The organism is Sphingobacterium sp. N143 (genome assembly GCF_030325625.1).
Taxonomy (GTDB): Bacteria; Bacteroidota; Bacteroidia; order Sphingobacteriales; family Sphingobacteriaceae; genus Sphingobacterium.
This window is the reverse complement of record NZ_JACAIS010000004.1, coordinates 109,837-135,127: the sequence shown is the minus strand read 5'-3', so window position 1 is coordinate 135,127 and position 25,291 is coordinate 109,837. Positions and strand designations below refer to the sequence as shown.

Genomic DNA, 25,291 nt, shown 5'->3' with positions numbered 1-25,291 from the left:
TTATTACCTCTAGCTATGGCTATTATTTTAGGGATTGAATCCTCTTGTGATGAAACTTCCGCATCTATTTGTATAAACGGTGAAATTCATTCAAATGTTATTGCTACTCAGGCAATCCACGCAAAATATGGTGGTGTTGTTCCTGAATTAGCTTCGCGTGCCCATCAACAAAATATTATTCCTACAGTGGAAGAAGCCATTCGTGAAGCAAAAATAAGCAAAAATCAGATAGATGCAGTGAGTTTTACGCGTGGACCTGGATTATTGGGGGCACTTTTAGTTGGAACTTCATTTGCGAAATCATTTGCTTTGGCCCAGGATATTCCATTAATCGATATCAATCATATGCAGGCGCATATTTTAGCACATTTTATTGAAGACCCTAAGCCGAATTTCCCTTTTCTGTGTCTTACTGTTTCGGGTGGACATACCCAGATAGTTTTGGTAAAAGATTATTTTGATATGGAATTATTAGGAGAGACTCTCGATGACGCTGCCGGCGAAGCTTTTGACAAAACAGCCAAGATCCTAAATCTTCCTTATCCGGGAGGTCCTCTGATTGATAAATTTGCACAAGAGGGGAATCCGGAGGCTTATAAATTGCCTGAACCGCAGATTCCAGGGCTTGATTTTAGTTTCTCAGGATTAAAAACTGCGATCCTTTATCTTATCCAAGATCAAGTGAAATTGAACCCCAATTTTCTGACAGAAAATATCACTGATCTATGTTCCAGTGTTCAATCGCGTATTGTTTCTATTTTATTGAACAAATTGAAAAAAGCCGCTAATCAGACGGGTGTGAAAGATATTGCGATTGCTGGAGGAGTTTCTGCAAATTCAGGTTTGAGAAAGAGCTTATTAGAAATGGGAAAGCAATACAATTGGAATGTTTTTATTCCAAAATTTGAGTATTGTACCGATAACGCTGCAATGATAGCAGTTGCTGGCTACTATAAATTTCTGAAAGGAGAGTTTGTGGGACAGGATGTTGCTCCAATGGCCAGAATGCATATTTAACGGGAGAAATAGCCCTAGATTACCGTTTCCTTTGTCTTAACAAAGCAAAAGAAACGTAATCTTTATAATGGTGAACTATATCCATATGCTTGTGCGGCTGAACTGAATTTGTCATTCTTAGGTTGATAGAAATTTAACTCATAACCCTCGGCCCCCAAAAAGATACTGATCAAGTTTATCCCCTCAGCTGAACGCAACACGGAGAGTAACTGAAAAGCTTCAATATCGAACTGGCCACCGTCATCTACCCGCCATGTACTGATATCATCATATACAGCAGGAAAGTCTAAATCGATCAATTGATCATTCTTTACATAAGAAAATACGGCTAATGCCGAGTCCTGTTGATTTTCAAAGACAGTCAGGTTAAATTCACTATGGTCTTCAAGACTTGCAACAGCTGTACTTTTGCTGATTCTTCTTTTATATCTTTTCTCAAGCTTCTCTTTTATTTCAGGTGAAGTTTCCCGTTGAATTTTTGTAAAGGGTTCAATTTTATATTGATCTATAAATGCCTGATTCACCAGCATTCCAAAATCACCAGATGTGATGTTGTCTTTAATCTTAAATAATGAACCTTCGCTATTTGCAAAGTTCTGTGCTGTTTGTCTACCATTATTTCCTTTGCTGTCAAGCTTGTTTTGTACAAATTCAAGGGGGCTGATCTGGTTTTCTACAATGACATAATTATAATTTTCGGGACTTTCCATCACCTGATCCATCGGGAGTGCAATAAGGGAATCCTTTTGTTGATTTAAAAAACCGAAATAAGGTGAGATTATTTTTTCCTTTTTTTCTTTTTTAATAACTGTTTTGGATTGTTGTTGATTATTGTTGCAACCAGAGCACAGCATTAGAAACATAGCTAAAAAGAGTGATTTCATAAGTGCGTGTAAAAATTTTATGAAATATAAGGCTTTCACGCATCATAATGAAAAGATTTAAACTTTAATGTTATGATGAACTCCAAATTAAATATCTATTGCAAAGAATGGCTGGATGTGATCTTTGTGGGACGCAACAAAATGTATGGTGCATACGAATTGCGGAACTTGTCAAATAGAGCAACCAATATCGGGTTGGTAATTGTTGTTTTATTTGCTTTACTTTTGATCGCTGGATCTTATGCCTACAATAAATATTTTAAGCAAGTCCTTCCAGTGACGACGGCAACAATTGTGGATGTAACCCTAGCCGATTTGGATGATATGCAAAAAGAGGTTGAGAAAAAAGAAGAGGTGAAAGAAGAAACCATTTTAATGCAAAAAAAAGAACCGCAGCAGCTTGCGCAAGATCTTTCGAAGTTTGATTTAGTACGGATGCCAGAACCTAGAATTACACAGGCAAATAAAGTGACAGAAGACGTCGCCACTCAGGATGAATTGAATAAACCTAACGCGATGGCAGCACGTATAACATTGAAAGCCAACGCAGCAGGGACATATATCGCAAGGGGTGAATTTGGATCTTCAAAAAAAGATGGTGAAATAACAGGGCACCGCGAAGGGAAAACTTCAGGTGGAAGCTCAGATGAAAATGTAGATCAGCCCTTTGTTCATGTAGAAATAATGCCTGTTCCAATAGGTGGGCTCCCAGCCTTTATGAAATGGGTGTCAGAAAATTATAACTTTCCACAATCAGCTTTGGAACAAGGTGTATCCGGAGTGATTGAAGTCTCGTTTGTAGTGGAGCGGGACGGATCTTTGACCGATATCGCTGTAAAACGCGATATGGAGTTTGGAACGGGGGAAGCCGCAATTAATTTGTTGAAAAAAGCAAAAAAATGGAAACCTGGGGTACAGAATGGCCGTGCTGTCCGCGTTGCTTATACATTGCCTATCCGTTTAAATGCAGTATCTCAATAGAATCTGTTCTTAACTTTATTTAACAGATGACCTTTTAAACTTTTGATGGTTGACAATACTCTTATAGATAAATAGGTTGAGAGGGTAACCTATCAAATTGAATGATTGTTGATTTAAAAATAAAGAGATGAAAAAAATGGTGTTAAGTTTGGCGTTATCCGGATTAATGTTAACAGGTTTCGCACAGGAGAAAAAAGAAGTCAGATCAGAAAAGGCCGTCACAAGTACTCCAATGCATAAGCACAGAAGTGGGAAAAGGCATGATAGTCTGAGGAATAAAAATCCGGAAGAAATAGCCAAGACCAGAACAGATCGAATGGATCAAAAGCTAAGTTTTACAGATACACAACGTAAAGAGATTTATGCTTTCCATCTAAAACAAGCACAAGATCATCAAAAAGTGATCGCTGAGCGTAAGGCATATAGAGAGAAGATGAAGCAACAGCGTATGGCAGATCATGAGAAAATGATGGGATTATTGACGCCAGAACAACAAAAAACATGGAAAGACTCTTACGCCGAAAGTAGAAATATGCACAGGAAGCATTGGAAAAAAGATAGACAAATGCGAAAAAGAGATTTTAAAAAAGAGAATACGACAGAAACAAATGTTGTTGATGTAAAGGCAACTTAAGATTGATAAAGAATAGTTTTCATATTAAGTATTGGTGAGTGTTAGTAGAAAAAGGGGGATCATTGTCCCCCTTTTTGATTAGAAGTCATGTCTTGTCAGTTCGTTACGAAACTAGTCTTTATTTTTCTGCTGTTCTTTCCATTGTTTGGAAAAGGACTTTTCAGCTAGTTTTGGTAGTTCTCGTTGGTCTCCCCATGTTTTCTTAAATAATTTTTGGAGGACAAAATTTTTAAATTTTCCGCCAAAGAAATCAATCAGTTTCCTGCGCTGGATACCATATGTAAACCATTTCCATGCTTTTTGTTCGGTCTTGGCAGACAAGCCCTGTTCCACGGAATCTTTTCTATTGACCAGTAGCATGCGTTGAATATCAATCCCAACAGGACAGACTTCAGTACATTTACCGCATAAGGTAGAGGCATAACTTAAATGCTTAAATTCTTTCATTCCGTTTAAATGCGGCGAAATTAAAGAGCCAATTGGTCCTTGGTAAGTTGTTTCATACGTGTGTCCTCCAATATTTTGATAGATTGGGCACACATTGAGACAGGCGCCACAACGAATACAGTACAAACCTTGGCGTTGTTCTTTTTGAGCCAGGAGGTTGCTTCGACCATTATCCAATAAAATCACATACATTTCTTCAGGACCATCAGATTCGTATGTCTGTTTGGGGCCAGTAATTAAGGTGTTGTATACGGTTAGGTTCTGACCTGTACCATGAGTAGACAAAAGCGGCCAAAATACTTCCAGGTCCTGTACAGCTGGTATTATTTTTTCAATCCCAACGACAGCAATATGTGTTTTTGGAAAAGTAGATGTTAGGCGTGCATTGCCTTCATTCTCCGTAATTGCAATGCTTCCAGTTTCAGCGACCAAAAAATTAGCACCCGTAATCCCCACTTCAGCTGATAAATAGCGATCCCTTAACAGTTCACGGGCCTTTAATGTTAACTGCTCAGCTGAAGCATCCAAAGGAGTGTCAAATCTTTCATGGAATAATTTTGCAATATCTTCCAGGCTTAAGTGCATGGCAGGCGTGACAAAGTGATATGGTTTTTGACCCAGAAGTTGAATAATATATTCTCCAAGGTCCGTCTCAATGGCCTCAATATTTTTGGATTCAAGAAAATGATTAAGTTCAATTTCCTCTGTTGCCATGGATTTCGACTTAACAATAGCGCGTGCTTTTTTTTGCTCAATAATCTTATGGATCGCCTCTAAGGCCTCAGCAGCGTTATTGGCCCAGATGACTTTCCCCCCACGGGCTGTAAAATTTGTTTCAAACTGTAATAGATACCTGTCCAGATTCTCCATTACCCTCCACTTGATCAAATTTGCTTTTATCTTGGCATTTTCGAGATCTGCAAACTTGCTCTTGCCCTTTTCGAAAGCAATACTGTATTTATCGATATTGTAATTAATAATATCGCGGTGTTTGGTGTCAAATGCTTTTTGCGCACTTTCCTTTAAAAACGTATTAGCCGTACTCTCTGACATCTAATCTGCTGGTTTTTCACAAAAAAAGTTGGTAAAAAATTACCAACTTTTAAATATAGTGTTAATAAATTGTTTCTCGAAAAGCGAGTTTAAAATTTATCCTTTTATAGCAATATTTAAGCTAAGCTCATCAAGCTGTTCTTGGTGAATCGTTGCTGGAGCATCAATCATAACGTCTCTTCCTGAGTTGTTTTTTGGGAAAGCAATGACGTCACGGATGCTGTCCAATCCTGCCAACAAGGATACCAGGCGGTCGAAACCGAATGCAAGGCCTCCATGCGGAGGAGCACCATATGTAAATGCTTCCATTAAGAATCCGAATTGTTTTTTTGCTTCTTCAGTACTGAATCCCAAATGTTTGAACATTAAGGACTGCAATTCCCGGTCATGGATACGAATGGATCCACCGCCTACTTCAACACCATTTAAAACAAAATCGTAGGCATTAGCTCTTACTTCACCCGGATTGCTATCCAATAGTGGGATATCTTCTGGTTTTGGAGATGTAAATGGGTGGTGCATCGCATGGTATCGGCCACTTTCTTCATCCCATTCCAGCAACGGAAAGTCGATGACCCATAATGGTGCAAATGTATCCTTGCTGCGAAGACCAAGCTGTGCTGCGACCTCCAAGCGTAATTCATTCAGCTGCTTGCGGACCTTATCTGTGGCGCCAGCCATAATTAACAATAGATCCCCAGGTTTCGCGTGGAACTTATCAGCAATGGAGGCCAGTTGCTCCGGGGTGAAAAATTTATCCACCGAAGATTTGACCGAGCCATCCTCATTCACGCGAGCATATACCAATCCTGTAGCTCCAATTTGGGGGCGCTTGATAAAGTCAGTCAGTGCATCCAGTTGTTTTCTAGTGTAATGAGCACAATTCTCCGCGTTGATACCAATGACCAGTTCGGCGGCATCAAATACCGGAAATCCCTTTTCTTTTGCAACATCATTCAGCTCAACAAATTGCATTCCGAAACGTATGTCCGGTTTGTCCGATCCGTACAGCCGCATAGCATCTGCATACGTCATGCGGGGCACAGAACCCAGGTCTATGCCTTTGATTGTTTTAAAAATATGTTTTGCGAGCCCTTCAAAAATAGTCAAAACATCCTCTTGTTCAACAAAAGACATTTCACAGTCGATTTGTGTGAACTCTGGTTGACGGTCGGCACGTAAATCTTCATCCCTGAAACACTTGACAATTTGAAAATAACGATCAAAGCCCGATACCATGAGCAATTGTTTAAACGTCTGTGGCGACTGAGGTAGCGCATAAAATTCACCCGGATTCATGCGGGATGGGACTACAAAGTCACGTGCCCCTTCGGGGGTTGATTTAATTAAATAGGGCGTTTCTACTTCCAGAAAATTTTGTGAGTCTAAATAACGGCGTATTTCCTGAGAAGTCCTGTGCCGTAATATCAGGTTTTCACGTACAGGATTTCGTCGTAAATCCAGGTACCTAAACTTCATTCTGATATCATCCCCACCATCCGTCTCGTCCTCTATGGTAAAAGGTGGCAGCTTTGCTGCATTTAATATTTCAAGATCCGAAACCTTAATTTCAATATCCCCAGTAGAGATTTTTGAATTTTTATTGGAGCGCTCGATAACTTCTCCAGTAACTTTTATGACAAATTCTCTTCCCAGCTCGCGTGCACTGGCACGTAACGACGCATCGTCATCTGCATTGAACGTTAATTGTGTGATACCATACCGGTCTCTAACATCGATGAAAGTCATACCGCCCAAATCGCGGGATTTTTGAACCCATCCACTTAGGGTAACCGTTTTCCCTAAGTCAGCTAGCGTTAATTCTCCACAAGTGTGTGTTCTGTGCATATCTTAATAAAAATTATAATTCGTACAAAATTATTGGTTTTACTCGACAATAACGAATTCTGCTGCGCTTATTTGAATCGTGTTCTCCCACTTTTAACCACATGGTTTTGGATTCGTTTTTCAGGCCTCCACTTTCTCCCATTTTTGCCACAAAAAGACTAAAATTAAATTTCTAAAGGAGAAATTTTTACAATTCGACTCTGGTTTTAATAAAAAATATGAGCGATAATCTCTGTGTTTTTCTCTAGCTTGAAATCCTTGAAAAGGTGTATTTAACTGATTGTAAATAAGGTTTTATATGTTGTTTTAAGAATAGAGCTGTGCTTTTGTTGTAGCTATTTTTCGATGTGGAAAACTTTTTTATGTTATAAAGTGGGGGAAAGTGGGAGAAAGTGTATACTTTTACATTAAAATTAGAATAGGGTAATTGACAATATGACTCAGTTGATCGGAGAATTCGAATGCAAGCTAGACGCCAAAGGAAGGATGGTGTTGCCAGCTGCGCTCAAGAGGCAGATGCCTCATGTAGAGCGTGATGGGCTTGTTGTGAATCGCGGTTTTGAGAAGCATTTGGTTTTTTATCCACGCGAAGAATGGGATTTGATGACGGCCAAATTGGCTAAACTGAATCAATTTGATCCTAAAGTACGGGCGTTTGTACGTGCTTTTACTCGTGGAGCGACAGAATTGACTTTAGATGCTGCAGGCCGTGTGTTGTTGCCTAAAAGTTTATTGGAGTTTGCAGGAATATCTACAGAGCTGGTTTTGGCATGTCAATTCAATAAGATTGAAGTTTGGTCTAAAGATGGGTATGATGATTTGATGGGTGATGGTGGAGTGGAGGATATATCATCTTTGGCGGCAGAGGTAATGGGGGATATTAATTTTGGAATATAGTAATATGGAGAATGTGTATCATGTTCCGGTGATGTTGCAAGAATGCATGGATGCTTTGGCGATTAAGCCGAATGGTGTTTATGTGGATGTAACTTTTGGCGGTGGTGGTCATTCTCGTGAAATATTAAAACGGTTAGGGCCAGATGGAAAGTTGTTTGCTTTTGACCAGGATCCGGATGCTTTGGAGAATGTGATCGATGATTCTCGTTTTACATTGATCCATCAAAATTTCAGGTTTTTGAAGAATAGTCTGCGCTTGCATGGTGTGCGTACTGTTGATGGGATTTTAGCGGATCTAGGAGTTTCGTCTCATCAATTCGATGCTGCTGACCGCGGATTCTCTATTCGGTTTGATGCAGATTTGGATATGCGAATGGATCAGGTGGGTGATCTCGATGCGAAGGCTGTGCTGGCAACCTATTCCGAAGATGATCTTCATCGCATTTTTGGAATGTATGGGGAGATTATGAATGCGAAGTCGCTTGCAAAAACTATTGTGACAGCCCGTTTGGCGCAGCCCATCAATACTGTTGCTGAGTTAAAGGAGGTGATTCAGCGGATGGTTCCGAAAGGTAAGGAGCATAAGTATCATGCTCAGGTTTTTCAGGCTCTGCGTATTGAAGTTAATCGTGAGCTTGAGGCTTTGCAGGAATTTCTATTGCAGACTGTCGAGGTGCTGAATCCTGAAGGTCGGTTGGTGGTGATGTCTTATCATTCGTTGGAGGATCGTTTGGTGAAAAACTTTATGGCTAAAGGGAAGTTCAGGGGAGAGGTTGAGAAAGATTTTTTTGGAAATGAAATTAAGCCGTTTCACGTGTTGAGTCGTAAAGCGGTTACGGCGTCTCCACAGGAGTTGGCTATAAATAATAGATCGCGCAGTGCGAAACTGCGTATTGCTGAAAGGTTGGATTTGTCTTAAAAATGGATTGAAAGGATGAGTAGGAATACAATAAGACAGAAAGAATTGAGCGAAGAGGTTCAAGAAGAACTGCAAGAAACTGTCGAAGAAAAGGCGGAAGAAACAGAAGCGTTTATTAAAACGCTTTTTACCGTTGGAGACCTTTCTTTAAATAAAATCTTGGAGTATCTGCCTTTTGGGGCTTTCGTTGCTTTTTTAATGTTGCTATATATTTCTAACCGTCATTTTGCTGAGCGAACTATTCGGAGTATCGATAAGGTGAGTAAAGAGGTGAAGGAATTGAGTTGGGATCACAAATCGCTTTCTGCAGAGTTAATGAAGATGTCAACACAGACTGAAATTGCAAAACGTGTGGATTCGTTGGGCCTAAAAGAACGTTTGGCCCCTCCGATCAAAATTGAGGTTTTAGAGGAAAAAGAAGATAAATAGGAAGAGTTATGAGTATTAGAAATACGATTCTTGTTCGCGTCTACTTTGCTTTTGGCTTAATCGTGCTACTTGCATTTTTAGTGTTTGGAAAAATGCTGAAGTTGCAGTACGTGGACGGGCAGCATTGGAAGGCATTGGCAGATAGTCTTTCTATTCAAGAGCGGGAGGTTGAGGCTGCAAGGGGTAATATCTATTCAAATGACGGAAGTCTATTGGCGACTTCTGTTCCAGAATATGAACTTCGATTTGATGCGATGGCCATTCCTGAAGAAGAGAGTGAGTATTTTAACCTCAAAGTCGATTCTCTTGCAATTCAGCTGGCTGGCTTTTTTAAGGATAAATCATCTAGGCAGTATTTGACATTATTGAAGCAGGCGCGAAGCAAAAAACAGCGTTACCTGTTGATTAAACGGAATGTGTCGCACCAGGATTTAAAGAAAATAAAGCAATTTCCTTTGTTTAAATCTGCTCGCGTTGGTAAAGACCGTTTTCCGGGTGGTCTGATTACAGATAGGCAAAATAAACGTATTCTGCCCTTTGTGAATCTTGCGGCTAGGACTATTGGTTACAAGAATGTGAAAGAAAATATCCATGTGGGTTTAGAAGGGGCCTATGGTGAGTATATTGATGGGAAAAGCGGGAAGCGATTGATGCAGCGGATTGCTGGCGGTGTTTGGATTCCTGTGAATAGAAATATTGAAGTGGCTCCAGTTGATGGTTCGGATATTATTTCTACGATTGATGTGAATATGCAGGATATGGCACAACGAGCCTTGGAAAAACAGATGATTGCGAGTAATGCTGATGAGGGCTGTGTCGTCATGATGGAGGTTAAAACCGGAGAGGTGCGGGCGGTAGCTAATTTTATGCGTGATAAAGAGGGGGTGTACCGTGAAAAATTCAATCTAGCGATAGCTCAGAGTGCTGATCCGGGCTCAACGTTTAAGTTGGCATCTTATTTAGCCTTGATAGATGATAAGAAAATTGATTCTAGTACAACGATTAATATTGGAAATGGAACTTGGCCGATCTATAGGCATACGATCAGAGATTCACATGCTCCAAAAAAATCTGTAATTACGGCAAAGAGAGCTTTTGAAGAGTCTTCAAACGTTGGTGTAACAAAGTTCGTGTATCAAGCTTATAAAGATAATCCAGATCAGTTTACATCGAAACTTCGTTCGTTTGGTTTCGGTAGAACCCTGGATTTGCAGATTCCTGGAGAGGGGGTGCCTTTGGTGAAGAGTTCGAAAAGTAAGACTTGGAGCGGATTGTCTTTGGTGCAGATGGCGTATGGTTACGAAATGAAGATTACACCGTTACAGACATTGACTTTCTATAACGCTGTTGCCAATAATGGTAAATTGATTGCACCATTATTTGTTAAAGAAATTCGGCACTTAGGTAATACGATCCAAACATTTCAGGCGAAGGTGCTCAATGAAAAAATAGCCTCAGATCATGCTTTGGCTGAAGTGAGAGGGATGATGGAAGGAGTGATGACGGAGGGTACAGGTAGAACTGTTGCTAGTCCATTGTATACTTCGGGAGGTAAAACTGGAACTGCACAAATGGCTGATGGTTCTAGAGGGTATGGGGCAAGAAGGTATCAGTCATCGTTCGCGGGTTATTTTCCAGCTGAAGATCCAAAATATTCCATTATTGTTGTCATTCGAAACCCGAGGAATGGTTATTATGGAGCTTCTATTGCGGGGCCAGTGTTTAAAGAACTTGCTGATATGGTCTATGCGAATGATATGGAGATGCAAGGGAAAAAAACGTTTAGGGCTGTGAATGTTGGTGGAAGAATGCCGTTGACTTTACAAGGGTCAAGAGAAGCTAGTAAAAAAGTATATGAAAAGTTGGGAATCAATGCTGTCAATTGGGATATGATCGCACGCGGTGAAGTGGATACCTCGACTAGAGGGGTGCCTTTTGCGGAGTTAAAATATAAAGAGGGAATTGTTCCAAATGTAGTAGGTATGGGGCTGATGGATGCGTTGTATGTAATGGAGAATGCAGGGTTTAAAACACATGTGACAGGAAAAGGGCGGGTAGTTGTACAGTCCTTGGCTGTTGGTCAGAAGCTGCCATTTGGAACGGCGATAAATTTAGAACTTAAGTAATGATGGATTTAAAAACAGTATTGCATGCCATCCCTGTACAGCAGGTTGTGGGGAACCTCGAAGAGGTTGATGTGCACTCTTTGTGCTTTGATTCCAGAAAAGTGGAGCTGGGGAGTCTGTTTATCGCGATTCGAGGAGTGCAGACAGATGGACATCTATTTATAGATAAGGCGATTACTTCTGGAGCTAGAGCAGTTATTGTAGAAGAGTTACCTACGGAAACGCTTGATTCTGTTGTGTATATTTTAGTAGCTGATTCGGCATATGCACTTGGTGTGGCTTCGGCAAATTTCTACGGAAATCCATCTGAACACCTTAAGTTGATCGGAGTGACGGGAACGAATGGAAAAACGACTGTGGCAACACTGTTGTTTCAGTTGTTTATGGAGCTTGGTTACCATGTCGGTCTGTTGTCCACAGTTCAGAATCAGATCGGAACAAAAGTTATTCCTGCAACACATACGACTCCTGATCCGATTCAGCTGAACCAACTGCTGCGTGATATGGTTGATGATGGTTGTGACTATGCCTTTATGGAGGTAAGCTCACATGCTGTAGTTCAAGAGCGTATTGCGGGATTGATGTTTGCTGGGGCAGTATTTACGAATATAACGCATGATCACCTTGACTTTCATCAGACTTTTGATAACTACATCAAGGCAAAAAAGAAATTTTTTGATGATCTCGATGCCCATGCTTTTGCGCTGACCAATGTAGATGATAGAAATGGTCAAGTGATGTTACAGAATACGGTTGCGCATAAGAAGAGCTATGGACTACGTTCGGGGGCAGATTTTAAAGCTAAAGTGATTGAAAGCCATTTTGACGGTATGTTGATGAGTATCGACGGTCAGGAAGTATGGGTGAAGTTGATTGGTGATTTCAATGCATACAATCTGTTAGCAGTATATGCTACGGCAATATTACTGGAGCAGGAGACCGTTAAAGTGCTTACTGCTTTGAGCACTTTGAAAGGAGCTGAGGGAAGATTTGAAACGATAAAATCCACTTCAGGTGTTTTTGGTATAGTGGATTATGCGCATACACCCGATGCTGTGGAAAACGTGTTAAAGACGATCAGTTTGTTGCGCCGCCCAGAACAAAAAATTATTACCGTTTTGGGCTGTGGTGGGGATCGCGATAAAACAAAGAGACCAGAGATGGCCCAAGCTGCATTGCGGTATAGCGACAGATTTCTGATCACCTCTGATAATCCTAGAACCGAAGATCCATATGAGATTATCAAAGAAATAGAGGCCGGAGTAGGGGCAGATCAGAAAGTAAAGACGCTTTCCATCGCGGATCGCAAAGAGGCTATTCGCGTAGCATATCAATTGGCAAATCCTGGTGATATTATCTTGGTCGCCGGAAAAGGACATGAAAAATATCAAGATGTGAAAGGTGTGAAGTACCATTTTGATGATAAAGAGATTTTAGAGAATACATTTAACGAAAAATAGAAAAATATGTTGTACCATCTATTTACGTGGCTTAGTGAATACATGCATATACCTGGGGGGGGATTGTTTCAGTATATTTCCTTTCGGACGTCTATGGCTGTAATCGCATCATTGATCATTACCACGGTTTTTGGGGGGAAATTGATTCAATTCCTGCATAATAAGCAAGTGGGAGAAACAATTCGTGATTTAGGGCTAGAAGGTGAGAAAAAGAAAGCTGGTACACCAACAATGGGGGGGATAATCATAATCGCCGGAATCTTGATACCTACGTTATTATTTGCCAAGCTCACCAATATTTATGTGATTATTATGATTGTAACCACTCTCTGGATGGGAGCAATTGGGTTCTTGGATGATTACATTAAAGTTTTTAGACATAATAAAGAAGGTTTAGCTGGTAAATTTAAAGTTGTGGGACAGGTCGGCTTGGGAGCAATCATTGCCTGTACCATGTATTTTCATCCAGATATTGTTGTTCGTAAAGGTGTGGATAAACCTACTTCGACCAAACCTGTTGAAGTGGTTATCAACGAAGGTACGGGTGAGAGAACCTATGCGGAGAATGTAAAATCCTCCAAAACGAATATTCCATTCTATAAAAACAACGAGTTTGACTATGCGAAGGTTTTTAAAATGTTTGGATTGCAGAGTGATTATCTGACTTTTGTGGTCTTTTTGATCGTTGTCATCTTTATTGTAACAGCGGTTTCCAACGGAGCAAATATTACAGATGGTATTGATGGTCTGGCTACAAGTACCTCAGCTATTATCGGGGTTACTTTGGCCATATTGGCTTATGTGTCCGGTAACGTCATTTTTTCGGATTACCTCAATATAATGTATATCCCGAACTCGGGTGAGCTTGTGATCTTTGCTGGAGCATTTGTGGGCGCATGTGTAGGATTTTTATGGTATAATACCTATCCAGCTCAGGTTTTTATGGGGGATACAGGAAGTTTGGCAATAGGGGGCATTATTGCAGCTTTTGCTATTCTGATCCGTAAAGAGTTGCTGATTCCAATTTTATGTGGCGTATTCCTTTTGGAGAATCTTTCTGTCATACTTCAGGTATCCTATTTCAAATACACAAAAAAGAAGTACGGCGAAGGACGACGGATTTTCTTGATGTCACCATTGCATCATCACTTCCAAAAGAAGGGGTATCACGAGGCAAAAATTGTGACTCGATTTGTGATTATAGGAATAATCCTAGCGATCCTAACTATTGTAACATTGAAAATTAGATAAAGATGCCAAATATTTCGACAACATATTATCCGCAATCAGGTAGCTTGGTCATTTTAGGGGCAGGGGAGAGTGGTGTTGGGACTGCAATCTTGGGAAAGGAAAAGGGGTATGATGTATTTGTGTCAGACAAGGGGCTTATAGCGGATCATTATAAGGAACAACTGACGGCTGAAAATATTGCCTTCGAAGAGGGAACTCATGATGAGCAGCGGATATTGAATGCAACACTTGTGGTGAAAAGCCCGGGGATCCCTGAAACAGTTCCGTTGATTGTCGCTCTGAAAAAGAAAGGTATTCCTGTGATTGCTGAGATTGAGTTTGCAGCTCAGCATACTGATGCCAAATTGATCTGTATCACGGGATCAAACGGAAAATCCACAACCACGATGTTGACCTATGAAATGTTAAAACATGCTGGTCTTCATGTTGGATTAGCCGGGAATATAGGCAAAAGTTTTGCCCTTCAAGTTGCAAGGGAAAACTTTGATTATTATGTTTTGGAAATATCCAGTTTTATGTTGGATGATATGTATCATTTCAGGGCAGATGTAGCTGTTATCCTGAACATTACTCCAGATCATTTGGATCGATATGACCATCGGATGGAGAATTACGTGGATTCAAAATTCCGGATGATTCAAAATCAAACAGAACAAGACTATTTTATATACTGTTTGGATGATCCTGAGACAGTGAAAGGATTGGAAAGACATCAAAGTAAAGGGACTTATTTGCCTTTTACACAGGAAAAGCAGGTCGAATTAGGAGCATATTTGACTGCAGATAAAACGATTATTATTAATACACCAAATAACGATACATTCACTATGAGAACAGAGGAATTGTCATTGCATGGAAAGCATAATGTTTATAATAGCATGGCTTCAGGATTGATTGCAAAAGTACAGGAATTGAGAAATCAAGCGATGAAAGAAAGTATGGGCTCATATGTGAATATTCCACATCGTCTGGAGCAGGTGGCCTGTATCGGTGGAGTCAACTATATCAATGATTCAAAAGCGACCAATGTTAATTCGGTCTGGTATGCGCTGGAAAGTTTTTCAACACCTATTGTGTTGTTGTTAGGGGGCGTGGATAAAGGAAATGATTATAGTATGTTAGTTGATTTGGTGAAAGATAAAGTACGTGCAATTGTTTGTCTGGGAAAAGATACTGCAGCAATTCACAGTGCTTTCGAGCAAGATGTGGAGATCATAGTCAATAGTACTTCGATGCAGGACGCTGTTGTACTATCCTCACATTTGGCAAAAAAAGGAGATACAGTACTGTTGTCACCGGCTTGTGCAAGCTTCGATTGGTTCAAAAACTATGAAGATCGGGGTGATAAGTTCAAAGCCGCGGTCATGGAATTATAAAATGGTGTAACCATAAAAGGAAAAAAGGATATGTTACAGAACATAATGTCTAAACTTAAGGGAGATCGATGGATATGGATCATCGTGATCATTCTATCCGGCTGGTCACTTTTGGCAGTGTACAGCTCGGTTGGAACCTTGGCCTATAAGGAAGGTAAGGGCACAGAAATGTATCTGTTGAAACATTTTTCGATTATTGCGATCGGATTTGTCCTGATGTATCTTTCCCATAAATTGGACTACCGTTATTATGCCGGGATATCCAAGATACTGATGGGGATTACCATTCCTTTATTGTTGTTTACTTTGGTATTTGGAAGTAGTGTCAATGAAGCAAGTCGTTGGTTGACTATTCCTGGGACTGGCTTGACTTTTCAGACCTCCGATTTGGCCAAATTGTCACTGATTGTTTTTCTTGCCCGGATGCTATCCCGAAAGCAAGAAGAAATTAAAGATGTCAAGAAAGCCTTTTTGCCCATTATGGGGTCAGTATGTGGTGTTTTCGTACTCATCGCATGGGCGAATATGTCTACAGCGATTATGTTGTTTGGTGTCAGCGTTTTATTGTTGCTGATCGGGCGGATAAGCTTTAAACAAATCGCGATAGTTTCAGCTGGGGTTGTTTTATTGGGGATTATTGTCGTCTCAATTGGCCCAAGACGGGCCACCTATTATAGCCGGGTAAAGACATTCTTAGGAGTAGAAAAGAAAGAAGATGTATCAGCTCCGGTATCATTTCAGGATGACAAAAATTATCAGGCAAATAATGCAAAGATTGCAATTGCTACAGGTGGGTTATTTGGTAAAGGTCCAGGTAATAGTGTGCAGCGCAATGTGTTGCCACATCCATATTCCGATTTTATCTATGCGATCATTATTGAAGAATATGGGGCAGTGGGTGGAGTGATCTTGTTATTTCTCTATCTGGCGCTGATGTACCGCTGTATACGCATTGTGACGATGAGTCCGAAAGCATTTGGAACGTTTCTGGCCGCGGGCCTTGGCTTTAGCCTAACGATCCAGGCCTTGGCGAATATGGCTGTTGCTGTGGGGCTGGGGCCGGTGACCGGGGTGCCGTTGCCATTGGTCAGTATGGGGGGGACATCCATTTTATTTACGAGCGTAGCGCTGGGTATTATCTTAAGCGTGAGCAGAAATATTGAAGAATTAAAAGGAAAACAACAGTTGGACGAACAGCCAAAGCCTAAAAAGGTGATTGTTGGTTCTATTCCAGCTTAGAAAATAGAAAAAGCATGGCAATTCGGGTAATCATAAGTGGAGGTGGAACCGGAGGACATATCTTTCCGGCGATTTCAATTGCAAATGCATTGAAGGCAATGGACCCTGCCAATGAAATTCTCTTTGTGGGTGCCAATGGGCGGATGGAAATGGATAAAGTGCCAGCGGCAGGTTATAAGATCATTGGACTTGATATTCAGGGTATCAACAGAAAGCAAGTTTGGAAAAATATCCTGCTCCCATTTAAGTTGATGAAAAGTCTGAATAAAGCGAAAAAAGTGATCCGGGATTTCAGGCCAGATGTTGCCGTAGGTGTTGGTGGCTTTGCTTCTGGACCATTGCTGATGATGGCAAATAAATTGGGGGTAACTACGCTGGTGCAGGAACAGAATTCATATGCTGGTGTGACCAATAAAAAGGTAGGTGCCAAAGCTGCGAAAGTATGTGTTGCGTATGAGGGAATGGATCAGTTTTTTCCGGCAGATAAAATACTGCTTACCGGAAATCCGATACGACGCGAATCTGTTGACATTGCGGATAAAAGGACAGAAGCGTTGCAGTTTTTTGGGCTAGACACACATAAGAGAACAATTTTAATCCTGGGAGGAAGCTTGGGTGCCCGGACATTGAATGAAAGTGTGATGGCTTATATCAAGGTGTTGTGTAAGGAAGATGTGCAGGTGATATGGCAGTGCGGTAGCTTTTACGTAGATAAGTTACGTGTTGAATTGGAAGATAAACTGCCGGATAATGTAAAAATGATGGCATTTCTTCAGCGGATGGATTATGCTTATGCTGCCGCTGATCTGATTATCAGTCGTGCGGGAGCCGGCACTATCTCTGAATTGTGTGTGGTGGGAAAACCTGTTGTTTTAGTCCCTTCGCCCAATGTTGCGGAAGACCATCAGACAAAGAATGCAATGGCTTTGGTCAATAAGAAGGCAGCCCTATTAATTAAAGATGTGGACGCTGCACAGGACTTGATCCCAGCGGCTTTGGAACTATTGAAAGATCAGGAACAGGTGCTGCAGCTAAGTGAGAATATTAAGAAACTCGCTAAGCTGGATGCAGATGTTCAGATTGCAGAGCAAGTATATAAATTGGCAAATAAAAATAGATGATGAGTATGAATCTGGATGCAATAAAGCAAGTTTACTTGATTGGAATAGGTGGGATCGGGATGAGTGGTCTTGCCCGTTATTTTAAGCATTTAGGCTGTGAGGTAAATGGATATGACCGTACAGAGACTGAACTGACCAAAACACTGGTTCGGGAGGGAATTTCAGTATCCTATCAGGATGATGTGCATACGATTGACCCTGTTTTTCATGCACCATCAAAAGATACTTTAGTCATATTTACGCCGGCAATTCCTAAAGATTCGAAGATCAAAGCATTTTTTGAATCACAGGGGCATGTTCTATATAAGAGATCCCAGGTATTGGGAATTATCAGTGAAAGCAGATTTACAATTGCAGTTGCAGGTACCCATGGCAAGACGACAACTTCAACGATGGTTGCACATCTATTGAAAGATTCAGGTTATGATTGTTCCGCATTTTTAGGCGGGATCAGTTCAAACTATGATACGAATGTGCTATATGGCACGAATAATACGGTGGTTGTTGAAGCGGATGAGTTTGATAGGTCATTTTTAACGCTTCACCCCAATATTGCTATAGTCACATCCTCCGATGCAGATCATTTGGATATCTATGGTGATAAAAGTCATCTGCTCGAATCCTTCCAGTTGTTTTTGGATAAAGTAGTTGACGGAGGTACCCGTATTATACGGAAGGGGCTAGAATTCAAGGGGCAGATCAGTTATTCGGGTCATGATATGGCGGATGCCTATGCATCTAATGTCCATGTTCGCGATGGTGAATTCTTTTTTGACTATCAGGATGCTTCAGGAAAGATTGAGGATATCCATTTGGGAATCCCGGGAATTCATAATGTTGAAAATGCGGTGGCAGCGATTACTGTGGCACGTCTATTGGGAATTTCAGACGGGGCTATCAGGAAAGCGTTGACGACATTTAAAGGAGTGAAAAGGAGGTTTGAATATATTGTTCGCCGACCGGAAGTTGTGTACATCGACGATTATGCCCATCATCCGGAAGAATTGCGTGCCTTTTTGACATCAATGCGGAAGTTATATCCAAACAAAGAATTAAATGTGGTCTTTCAACCGCATTTATTTACACGCACAAGAGATTTTGTCGATGGCTTTGCAGAGGTGCTATCCATGGCTGATCACCTCTTGTTGATGGAGATTTATCCAGCTCGTGAACTTCCAATTGAAGGTGTAAATTCAAGCTGGCTCCTGGATAAAGTTACCGCCGGAAAAAAACAGCTTGTCACAGCTGAACAGGTACTGGACTTTGCTAGAAATGAAAAGCCCGGACTGATCGTTACTGTGGGAGCCGGAGATATAGATAGATTGGTTAAACCGTTACAAGCCATTTTTGAGCATGCTTAAAAAATTACGTGACATACAATGGAATCGTGTTCTTTACTTTACACTGTTTTTTATCGGTGTCATTGTGGTCGTCGTGATGATGAGTCTTGTAGGTAAACGTGATGAACAACAGCTCTGTAAAGAAGTGAAAATTGTGATCGAAGGTACAGAGGCGTTCATTGACCAGGCGGATATTTCTAAGCTTGTCCAACAGAACTTTGGCAGCTTTGTGGGAAAAAAAGTCAATGGAATTCCTTTTCAAGGTATTGAGAAGAGTTTAAAGAAATTGCCCTATGTATCCAATGCCAGTATACATGCTGACATGGATGGTACCGTGACGATTAATATCGATCAGCGCGAGGCTGTTATGCGGGTGATCAACAAAAATGGACGTGAGTTTTATGTTGATCCCAAGGGCCTGAAGATTCCGACAACATTAAAATATATTCCCCATATTATGGTGGCGACAGGTAATATCGCCGAGGGATATAATGAAGCACTGGATACCATTTCCACAGCCTTGGTAAAAGATTTGGTGAAAGTGGTTGAATTTATAAGAAAGGATGAATTGTGGAGCAGCCAGGTTGTGCAGATCTATGTCAATGCCGATAAAGATATAGAACTTGTACCTCGTGTCGGGACTCAGCAATTGATCGTTGGTTCGGCGGATTCGCTGGAACAAAAATTTGAATTATTGAAAGCCTTTTATACGCAGATCATGCCGAAGGTTGGGATCAATGCCTACGGTGTCGTCAATGTAAAATATGGAGGTCAGATTATCTGTGAAAAGCGTGGAACTTGGAGCTTTTCAGATGATCAAACAAAAAAAATAGCAAATAATACATTATAGTAATACAGCAACAATACAGGAAATTATGAACTCAAAGGCAGCAGAAATTGAAAGAGAAAACCCAATTATCGTGGGACTCGATATTGGTACTACCAAAATTTGTGTTACGGTTGGGAGACGTAGCTCAGGAAACAAGATCGAATTATTAGGCGTAGGCAAGGCGGATTCAGCAGGTGTGAGTAGAGGGGTCGTTGCCAATATCCAAAAAACTGTGGGTAGTATTTTGGAGGCAGTTGAAATAGCTGAAGCGCAATCTAATGTCGATATCAAAGTGGTTAATGTGGGGATTGCCGGTCAACACATCAAGAGTATCCAGCACCGTGGTATATTTACAAAAACAGATGGTGATGATGAAATCATTCGACGCGATATCGAACGATTGATCTCGGATATGTATAAACTGGTGCTGCCTCCAGGAGAAGAAATTATACATGTTTTACCGCAAGAGTTTACTGTAGACAACGAGCCTGGTATCCGTGAACCCATTGGTATGGCCGGACGTCGTATCGAAGCAAATTTCCATATCATTTCCGGACGGGTAACTGATATCAAAAATATTAAGAAATGTATTGACAATTCCAATCTGGAAGTTGCTGAATTGATCCTTGAGCCGTTGGCGTCTTCCGAAGCTGTATTGGATGAAGATGAGAAAAATGCTGGTGTTGTATTAGTTGATATTGGTGGAGGAACAACAGATGTGGCAATTTTCCATGAGGGAATAATTCGTCATACGGCGGTTATTCCGTTGGGTGGTAATATTGTGACAGAAGATATTCGTCAAGGCTGTTCTGTTTTACGTTCCCAAGCTGAGCTGTTAAAAACACGTTTCGGATCAGCGTTGGCTGATGAAAATAAAGAGAATGAAGTGATCTGCGTACCGGGATTGAAAGGTCGTGAACCCAAAGAGATTTCAGTAAAAAACCTGGCTTATATTATTCAAGCGAGAATGGAAGAAATTATCGAGCATGTATACTATGAGATCAAATCTTCTGGTTATGAAAATAAACTTATCGGTGGCATCGTTATCACTGGTGGTGGAGCGCAGTTGAAACATTTGGTGCAACTGGTAGAGTATATTACCGGAATAGATTGTCGGGTAGGTTTTCCTAATGAATATCTTTCCAAAAATGAAGTCTTACCAAAGCCTTTGTTTGAGGAATTGAAAAGTCCGTTGTATGCAACAAGTATCGGACTCTTGATCAAAGGTATTCAATCACACGAAGAAGATGAGGAGAATCGTAGAGAAATGCATGCTCCTACCAAGAAAGCGCAAGCTACAGTGACGACGAAAGAAGTCTCTGAACAACAACAAAAAGAGCAGGGGCTGTTGTCCTGGTTCAAACGGTTTATCAAGGATGGAAATGAGATTGATGACGCAAGTTTTTTAGATAAAAAGTAAGTTTTCCACAATGATTGAAGTTTTCCACAATTTCACAAATGTGGAAAACTTTTGTTGAAATTATAGTATTATTACATTACGTATAGTGGCTTCGGTTCATTTTGTTATCGTGTTCATTATAAGTTAAATAGGGATAAGTTATGTCAATACAGTTTGAAATGTTAAAGGAACAATCTTCAATAATCAAAGTTATTGGGGTTGGTGGTGGTGGCGGCAATGCCGTAAACCATATGTATAAACAAGGGATTAGCGGAGTAGATTTTATCGTGTGCAATACCGATGCGCAGGCATTGGAATTGAGCCCGATTCCTAATAAAGTTCAATTAGGGATAAGTCTGACTGAAGGTATGGGAGCAGGAGCAGATCCTGATGTAGGAGAAAATTCGGCAATCGAAAGTATTGAAGATATCAAACGTATGTTGGGTACCAATACAAAGATGTTGTTTATTACAGCTGGAATGGGTGGTGGTACCGGTACTGGGGCAAGTCCTGTATTGGCTAAAGCCGCTAAAGAGCTGGGTATCCTTACTGTAGCAATTGTCACAACCCCATTTACATTTGAAGGTAAGCGACGTCGTTCACAAGCAGAAGAGGGGCTTTCCGAACTGCGTAAATATGTGGATTCATATCTTGTGATCTCAAATGATCGTTTACGTGAAATCTTTGGCAATTTAACGATGACAGCTGCCTTTGCGAAAGCGGATGATATATTGACCACAGCTGCAAAAGGTATTGCTGAGATTATCACTATTCCTGGTTATGTCAACGTCGATTTTAAAGATGTGCGCACCGTTATGAATGATAGTGGAGTTGCCATCATGGGGAATGCAGTGGCAGAAGGTGAAGACCGTGCGCTGCGTGCCGTAGAGGGAGCTTTGGCGTCACCTTTATTGAAAGATAATGAAATTGAAGGAGCACGTTATATTCTATTGAATATTACTTCTGGTACAAAAGAGGTAACGATGGATGAAGTTGCTATCATCACAGATTATATTCAGGAAAAAGCCGGTTTATCAGCCGATTTGATCTGGGGTAATTGTATCGATGAAAACTTCGAAGATGAATTGTCGGTGACCATTATTGCTACCGGTTTTCAAACATCAGAAGAACGTGATAAAGAACGTGAAAATACAAAGGTATCTATGCCCTTGACACCCGAACCGGTAAATTCTTTTATTAAGCCTGTTTCTCAGGTAGCTCCAAAAGAAAATCCAGTTGCGAATAGTTTTGTAACTCCGGTTCAACGTGTGGATTCACCAGCCCCTTCGACAAATAATTCGACACCCAATAATAATCTGCAGTCAGATTTATTTACTTCACCAAAAAATAGTGTACAGCAGCAAGCTGTGGTGGAAGAACCACAGGTTATCCGTCATGATTTAGGTTTTGAGGGTGGTTATGAAGAAGAAGAAGCATTTGGTGATAGTGACTTTCAATTGAAAACCTCACCTTCTGTTTTTCAGTTTCAAATGCCAACAGTTTTTGATTCTTACACAGCTCCATCAGCGTCTGAAAGTGATGAAAAACCAACCTTCTCTTCCAGTACAACGAATGAACAGGTTGAGGTGCCTCAGGTTGAAGAAGAGCAGGTGTCATTCGAGGATCAATTGGTACGAACCAAAGAACGCATATTACGTCTTAAAGAGCTGAGCATGAAATTGAAATCGTCGAATGGTCTTCACGAATTGGAAAATGAGCCAGCTTATAAGCGAAAACAAATGTCATTGGAAGACACACCGCATTCTTCACAGTCACAAGTATCCCGCTTTACACTGTCTTTTGAAGATGGCAACACAGAGATTCGTCCGAATAACTCTTTTCTGCATGACAATGTAGATTAGCGGATGCTCTCCGATATAAAATCATAAAAGCCATCCAATCGGATGGCTTTTTTATTATCTTTAGCTATCTATACGATACAATGATATAAGCTATGACTACAAAATTAAATAACCCTGTTTGGGTGATGAGCTCTGCATTCGATAAATTGTCATTACCAGAGTTGATTCAAACGACAAAAAGAATTGGTGCCGGAGGAATAGATCTTTGTGTTTTTCGAAAAGATGGTACCCGTGAAGATCACACAGCGACACATTTGGACTATGAAAACTTTACCCCTGTAAAGGCCAGGGAAATCCTTGAATTGTTTAATCAGGCAGAACTGAAACTTTCCCTTGGTGCTTTCGAAAATATGATCGGTGGAGACCCCGATCAAAGATTGAAAAATCAAAATCATCTGTTAAAACTGATCCGAATTGCACATTTGCTTGGTGGGGATGCAAATAATGTGAAAGTGGGTACTTTTGTAGGTTACAACCATGAATTGGGGAATCAATTGGATGGATTCCAGAAAAATCTGGACGAATACCAGCGTGTGTTTGCTCCAATAATTAATTATGCAGAAAGCTTGGGTGTCACCGTACTCTATGAGAATTGCCCCATGGAAGGCTGGCGTTCATCCCGTTATAGCTCCACCTATAACAATCTGCCAGCCGTACTCGCAGCACGTAAATTAATGTATGCTATGATACCAAGCAAGGCACACGGTGAAATATACGATCCTTCCCATGATGTGTGGCAAAATACCAATCCGATTGAGGTAATTAAAAATACCGATATTACTCGATTGCAGCGGATACATGTTAAAACAACCCGTAATCTTCAGACAGCAGCACGTATTGACTGGGGGGGGATGTACCCAATGCAACATGTCAATACAGAGTTGGCAAAGAAAGCTAATATTAGTATTCCTGAGCACGATTGGGATAGACATCACTATGAAGCAATGTTGCCTGGGTTTGGGGGGTCCGATAGCATGGACTGGCGTGGATTTGTGGATATACTACAAGAGCGTGATTTCAATGGCCCGTTTGAAATTGAGAATGAAGCCAAAAACTCCAAAGACACGGGAGATTTCTCCGCAACGGTACAAGGATTTACAACATGTCTTAACTTTTTGGCCCCCATGTTATGGGATCTTGAGGCTGAGGTTGGTTATTCCTATAAAAAGTCTGAGCCATTAAAAGATTTGAATATCCATGATATTCCGGTCGTTACAATGGATGAACTGACCTAAATAAAAAAAACACTCCAACAATGGTTTAATTGTTGGAGTGTATTCTGAAAAGTTCAATGAGTTCCGGAATATTAGAAACGTTTAATTTCTCAAATATTCTGCTTTTGTATGTGCTTACCGTAGATGGGCTCAATTCCAATAAGCCGGATACCTCAATAATACCAAGACCTTTTATCAGTTGTTTCGCCACATCCACTTCCCGATTTGACAAGCGCGCCAGAGGATTTAATTTGGTGAGCTCGGATTTGCTCTGTGTCAATTTCTGGACGTACAGGTCCTGTACACTGCTCGACATATATTTACCTCTCTGCTGGATCGCTAATATAGCATTGCTTAATTCAGCCATTGCAGTAGTCTTATTTAAATAGCCTACAGCCCCGGCTTCAATGTAGCGCAGTGCATACAACGATTCGTCATAAGAAGAAAAAATTAATATTTTAATTGTAGGTTGAAGTTGAAGAATCTCTTCGACCACCCGAATATTATTCCCTCCCGGCATATTGATGTCCAATAACAACAAGTCGAAATTTTCGGCTTTTAGTTTTTCGAGAACCTCATCAAAGTTTTCTGCCTGAAATATTTCTGCTTTTCTAAGAGTTTCTTTGATAATAACGGAGGCTCCTAATCTGACAATGCCATGGTCGTCTGCAATAAGAATCTTTTTCATAGATACTTTCTTCTTCTGGGCTTAATGATCGTATGAAATTTAAAGTACTATCAATATACAATATATCTTGATATTTTACCCTTGTTACGCGCAAATATAACAAATTAAGTTAATAAAAACTTATGTGTATTGCTTTGAACTCTATTTTTCTTCAATAGGACTTAAATTAGAAAATATAGGACAATATATTATCAGGTATAAAAAATTGGTATATTTTAATTAGATTTATGTGACAATTAGTAGTTTTGGTAAAATTTAAAAGATTTAAAAAATTTAA

Annotated in this window: 21 protein-coding genes; 17 read left to right on the top strand and 4 right to left on the bottom strand. The window is 40.5% G+C overall.

Features of this window, described 5'->3' with window-relative positions; all coding sequences use genetic code 11:
- Positions 1-15 precede the first annotated feature (15 nt).
- A complete protein-coding gene (gene tsaD, locus HX021_RS09565; RefSeq protein WP_286590365.1) occupies positions 16-1,017 on the top strand; it encodes a tRNA (adenosine(37)-N6)-threonylcarbamoyltransferase complex transferase subunit TsaD in 1,002 nt (333 codons plus the stop codon).
- A 62-nt stretch (positions 1,018-1,079) separates the two neighbouring features.
- On the opposite strand, the gene HX021_RS09560 is transcribed toward tsaD, so the two are convergent.
- Positions 1,080-1,901 (bottom strand): hypothetical protein, encoded by an 822-nt coding sequence (locus HX021_RS09560; RefSeq protein ID WP_286589982.1) that lies wholly within the window; start codon positions 1,899-1,901, stop codon positions 1,080-1,082.
- A 72-nt stretch (positions 1,902-1,973) separates the two neighbouring features.
- On the opposite strand from HX021_RS09560, the gene HX021_RS09555 reads away from it, so the two are divergent.
- Positions 1,974-2,882, top strand: coding sequence for an energy transducer TonB (locus tag HX021_RS09555; RefSeq protein WP_286589979.1), 909 nt, complete (start codon positions 1,974-1,976; stop codon positions 2,880-2,882).
- A 127-nt stretch (positions 2,883-3,009) separates the two neighbouring features.
- Positions 3,010-3,516 carry a DUF4890 domain-containing protein gene (locus HX021_RS09550; RefSeq protein WP_286589977.1) on the top strand — a complete coding sequence of 169 codons (507 nt, stop codon included), beginning with the start codon at positions 3,010-3,012 and terminating at the stop codon, positions 3,514-3,516.
- A 111-nt stretch (positions 3,517-3,627) separates the two neighbouring features.
- Here the strand turns inward: HX021_RS09550 and HX021_RS09545 are convergent, their stop codons facing one another.
- The gene (locus HX021_RS09545; RefSeq protein WP_286589976.1) at positions 3,628-5,016 is read right to left on the bottom strand and encodes a LutB/LldF family L-lactate oxidation iron-sulfur protein; all 1,389 of its coding nucleotides are present in this window, start codon (positions 5,014-5,016) and stop codon (positions 3,628-3,630) included.
- A gap of 96 nt (positions 5,017-5,112) precedes the next feature.
- On the bottom strand, positions 5,113-6,864 hold the full coding sequence (aspS, locus tag HX021_RS09540; protein WP_286589975.1) for an aspartate--tRNA ligase: 1,752 nt from the start codon (positions 6,862-6,864) through the stop codon (positions 5,113-5,115).
- A 435-nt stretch (positions 6,865-7,299) separates the two neighbouring features.
- On the opposite strand from aspS, the gene mraZ reads away from it, so the two are divergent.
- The 14 genes from mraZ to HX021_RS09470 all read left to right on the top strand — a co-directional run bounded on the left by mraZ (position 7,300) and on the right by HX021_RS09470 (position 24,347).
- Complete coding sequence (mraZ, locus tag HX021_RS09535) at positions 7,300-7,761, top strand: division/cell wall cluster transcriptional repressor MraZ (protein ID WP_286589974.1); 462 nt, start codon at positions 7,300-7,302, stop codon at positions 7,759-7,761.
- A gap of 4 nt (positions 7,762-7,765) precedes the next feature.
- On the top strand, positions 7,766-8,680 hold the full coding sequence (gene rsmH, locus HX021_RS09530) for a 16S rRNA (cytosine(1402)-N(4))-methyltransferase RsmH (RefSeq protein WP_286590364.1): 915 nt from the start codon (positions 7,766-7,768) through the stop codon (positions 8,678-8,680).
- A gap of 15 nt (positions 8,681-8,695) precedes the next feature.
- Positions 8,696-9,109 carry an FtsL-like putative cell division protein gene (locus tag HX021_RS09525; protein WP_286589973.1) on the top strand — a complete coding sequence of 138 codons (414 nt, stop codon included), beginning with the start codon at positions 8,696-8,698 and terminating at the stop codon, positions 9,107-9,109.
- An 8-nt stretch (positions 9,110-9,117) separates the two neighbouring features.
- Positions 9,118-11,235 carry a PASTA domain-containing penicillin-binding protein gene (locus HX021_RS09520; RefSeq protein ID WP_286589972.1) on the top strand — a complete coding sequence of 706 codons (2,118 nt, stop codon included), beginning with the start codon at positions 9,118-9,120 and terminating at the stop codon, positions 11,233-11,235.
- Entirely contained in the window at positions 11,235-12,695 is a 1,461-nt protein-coding gene (locus HX021_RS09515; RefSeq protein ID WP_286589971.1) for a UDP-N-acetylmuramoyl-L-alanyl-D-glutamate--2,6-diaminopimelate ligase, read from the top strand. The genes HX021_RS09520 and HX021_RS09515 overlap by 1 nt, the downstream gene beginning before the upstream one ends.
- Before the next feature lie 6 nt (positions 12,696-12,701).
- Complete coding sequence (gene mraY / locus HX021_RS09510) at positions 12,702-13,946, top strand: phospho-N-acetylmuramoyl-pentapeptide-transferase (protein WP_286589970.1); 1,245 nt, start codon at positions 12,702-12,704, stop codon at positions 13,944-13,946.
- A gap of 2 nt (positions 13,947-13,948) precedes the next feature.
- Positions 13,949-15,322 (top strand): UDP-N-acetylmuramoyl-L-alanine--D-glutamate ligase, encoded by a 1,374-nt coding sequence (gene murD, locus HX021_RS09505; protein ID WP_286589969.1) that lies wholly within the window; start codon positions 13,949-13,951, stop codon positions 15,320-15,322.
- Positions 15,323-15,352: 30 nt separating this feature from the next.
- Complete coding sequence (locus tag HX021_RS09500; protein WP_286589968.1) at positions 15,353-16,561, top strand: FtsW/RodA/SpoVE family cell cycle protein; 1,209 nt, start codon at positions 15,353-15,355, stop codon at positions 16,559-16,561.
- A 14-nt stretch (positions 16,562-16,575) separates the two neighbouring features.
- Positions 16,576-17,682 (top strand): undecaprenyldiphospho-muramoylpentapeptide beta-N-acetylglucosaminyltransferase, encoded by a 1,107-nt coding sequence (murG, locus tag HX021_RS09495; protein WP_286589967.1) that lies wholly within the window; start codon positions 16,576-16,578, stop codon positions 17,680-17,682.
- 5 nt (positions 17,683-17,687) lie between these two features.
- Positions 17,688-19,043: a UDP-N-acetylmuramate--L-alanine ligase gene (gene murC, locus HX021_RS09490; RefSeq protein WP_286590363.1), complete on the top strand. Its 1,356-nt coding sequence runs from the start codon at positions 17,688-17,690 to the stop codon at positions 19,041-19,043.
- A complete protein-coding gene (locus HX021_RS09485) occupies positions 19,036-19,872 on the top strand; it encodes a cell division protein FtsQ/DivIB (RefSeq protein ID WP_286589966.1) in 837 nt (278 codons plus the stop codon). Before murC ends, HX021_RS09485 begins: the two co-directional genes overlap by 8 nt.
- Before the next feature lie 25 nt (positions 19,873-19,897).
- Entirely contained in the window at positions 19,898-21,271 is a 1,374-nt protein-coding gene (gene ftsA, locus HX021_RS09480) for a cell division protein FtsA (RefSeq protein ID WP_286589965.1), read from the top strand.
- Positions 21,272-21,411: 140 nt separating this feature from the next.
- Complete coding sequence (gene ftsZ, locus HX021_RS09475; RefSeq protein ID WP_286589963.1) at positions 21,412-23,112, top strand: cell division protein FtsZ; 1,701 nt, start codon at positions 21,412-21,414, stop codon at positions 23,110-23,112.
- Between the two features lie 92 nt (positions 23,113-23,204).
- Positions 23,205-24,347, top strand: coding sequence for a sugar phosphate isomerase/epimerase family protein (locus tag HX021_RS09470; protein WP_286589961.1), 1,143 nt, complete (start codon positions 23,205-23,207; stop codon positions 24,345-24,347).
- 25 nt (positions 24,348-24,372) lie between these two features.
- Here the strand turns inward: HX021_RS09470 and HX021_RS09465 are convergent, their stop codons facing one another.
- The gene (locus HX021_RS09465) at positions 24,373-25,014 is read right to left on the bottom strand and encodes a response regulator transcription factor (protein ID WP_286589960.1); all 642 of its coding nucleotides are present in this window, start codon (positions 25,012-25,014) and stop codon (positions 24,373-24,375) included.
- Between the last annotated feature and the right edge of the window lie 277 nt (positions 25,015-25,291).

What these genes read in the sequence shown, in the direction of transcription:
- HX021_RS09555 (WP_286589979.1), top strand. Translation starts at nt 1,974, where the DNA reads ATGATGAACTCCAAATTAAATATCTATTGCAAAGAATGGCTGGATGTG.
- murG (WP_286589967.1), top strand. Translation starts at nt 16,576, where the DNA reads ATGGCAATTCGGGTAATCATAAGTGGAGGTGGAACCGGAGGACATATC.
- HX021_RS09515 (WP_286589971.1), top strand. Translation starts at nt 11,235, where the DNA reads ATGATGGATTTAAAAACAGTATTGCATGCCATCCCTGTACAGCAGGTT.
- HX021_RS09500 (WP_286589968.1), top strand. Translation starts at nt 15,353, where the DNA reads ATGTTACAGAACATAATGTCTAAACTTAAGGGAGATCGATGGATATGG.
- mraY (WP_286589970.1), top strand. Translation starts at nt 12,702, where the DNA reads ATGTTGTACCATCTATTTACGTGGCTTAGTGAATACATGCATATACCT.
- HX021_RS09560 (WP_286589982.1), bottom strand. Translation starts at nt 1,901, where the DNA reads ATGAAATCACTCTTTTTAGCTATGTTTCTAATGCTGTGCTCTGGTTGC.
- HX021_RS09485 (WP_286589966.1), top strand. Translation starts at nt 19,036, where the DNA reads ATGCTTAAAAAATTACGTGACATACAATGGAATCGTGTTCTTTACTTT.
- aspS (WP_286589975.1), bottom strand. Translation starts at nt 6,864, where the DNA reads ATGCACAGAACACACACTTGTGGAGAATTAACGCTAGCTGACTTAGGG.
- HX021_RS09550 (WP_286589977.1), top strand. Translation starts at nt 3,010, where the DNA reads ATGAAAAAAATGGTGTTAAGTTTGGCGTTATCCGGATTAATGTTAACA.
- ftsA (WP_286589965.1), top strand. Translation starts at nt 19,898, where the DNA reads ATGAACTCAAAGGCAGCAGAAATTGAAAGAGAAAACCCAATTATCGTG.
- rsmH (WP_286590364.1), top strand. Translation starts at nt 7,766, where the DNA reads ATGGAGAATGTGTATCATGTTCCGGTGATGTTGCAAGAATGCATGGAT.
- HX021_RS09465 (WP_286589960.1), bottom strand. Translation starts at nt 25,014, where the DNA reads ATGAAAAAGATTCTTATTGCAGACGACCATGGCATTGTCAGATTAGGA.
- mraZ (WP_286589974.1), top strand. Translation starts at nt 7,300, where the DNA reads ATGACTCAGTTGATCGGAGAATTCGAATGCAAGCTAGACGCCAAAGGA.
- HX021_RS09470 (WP_286589961.1), top strand. Translation starts at nt 23,205, where the DNA reads ATGACTACAAAATTAAATAACCCTGTTTGGGTGATGAGCTCTGCATTC.
- HX021_RS09525 (WP_286589973.1), top strand. Translation starts at nt 8,696, where the DNA reads ATGAGTAGGAATACAATAAGACAGAAAGAATTGAGCGAAGAGGTTCAA.
- tsaD (WP_286590365.1), top strand. Translation starts at nt 16, where the DNA reads ATGGCTATTATTTTAGGGATTGAATCCTCTTGTGATGAAACTTCCGCA.
- murC (WP_286590363.1), top strand. Translation starts at nt 17,688, where the DNA reads ATGAATCTGGATGCAATAAAGCAAGTTTACTTGATTGGAATAGGTGGG.
- HX021_RS09545 (WP_286589976.1), bottom strand. Translation starts at nt 5,016, where the DNA reads ATGTCAGAGAGTACGGCTAATACGTTTTTAAAGGAAAGTGCGCAAAAA.
- murD (WP_286589969.1), top strand. Translation starts at nt 13,949, where the DNA reads ATGCCAAATATTTCGACAACATATTATCCGCAATCAGGTAGCTTGGTC.
- ftsZ (WP_286589963.1), top strand. Translation starts at nt 21,412, where the DNA reads ATGTCAATACAGTTTGAAATGTTAAAGGAACAATCTTCAATAATCAAA.
- HX021_RS09520 (WP_286589972.1), top strand. Translation starts at nt 9,118, where the DNA reads ATGAGTATTAGAAATACGATTCTTGTTCGCGTCTACTTTGCTTTTGGC.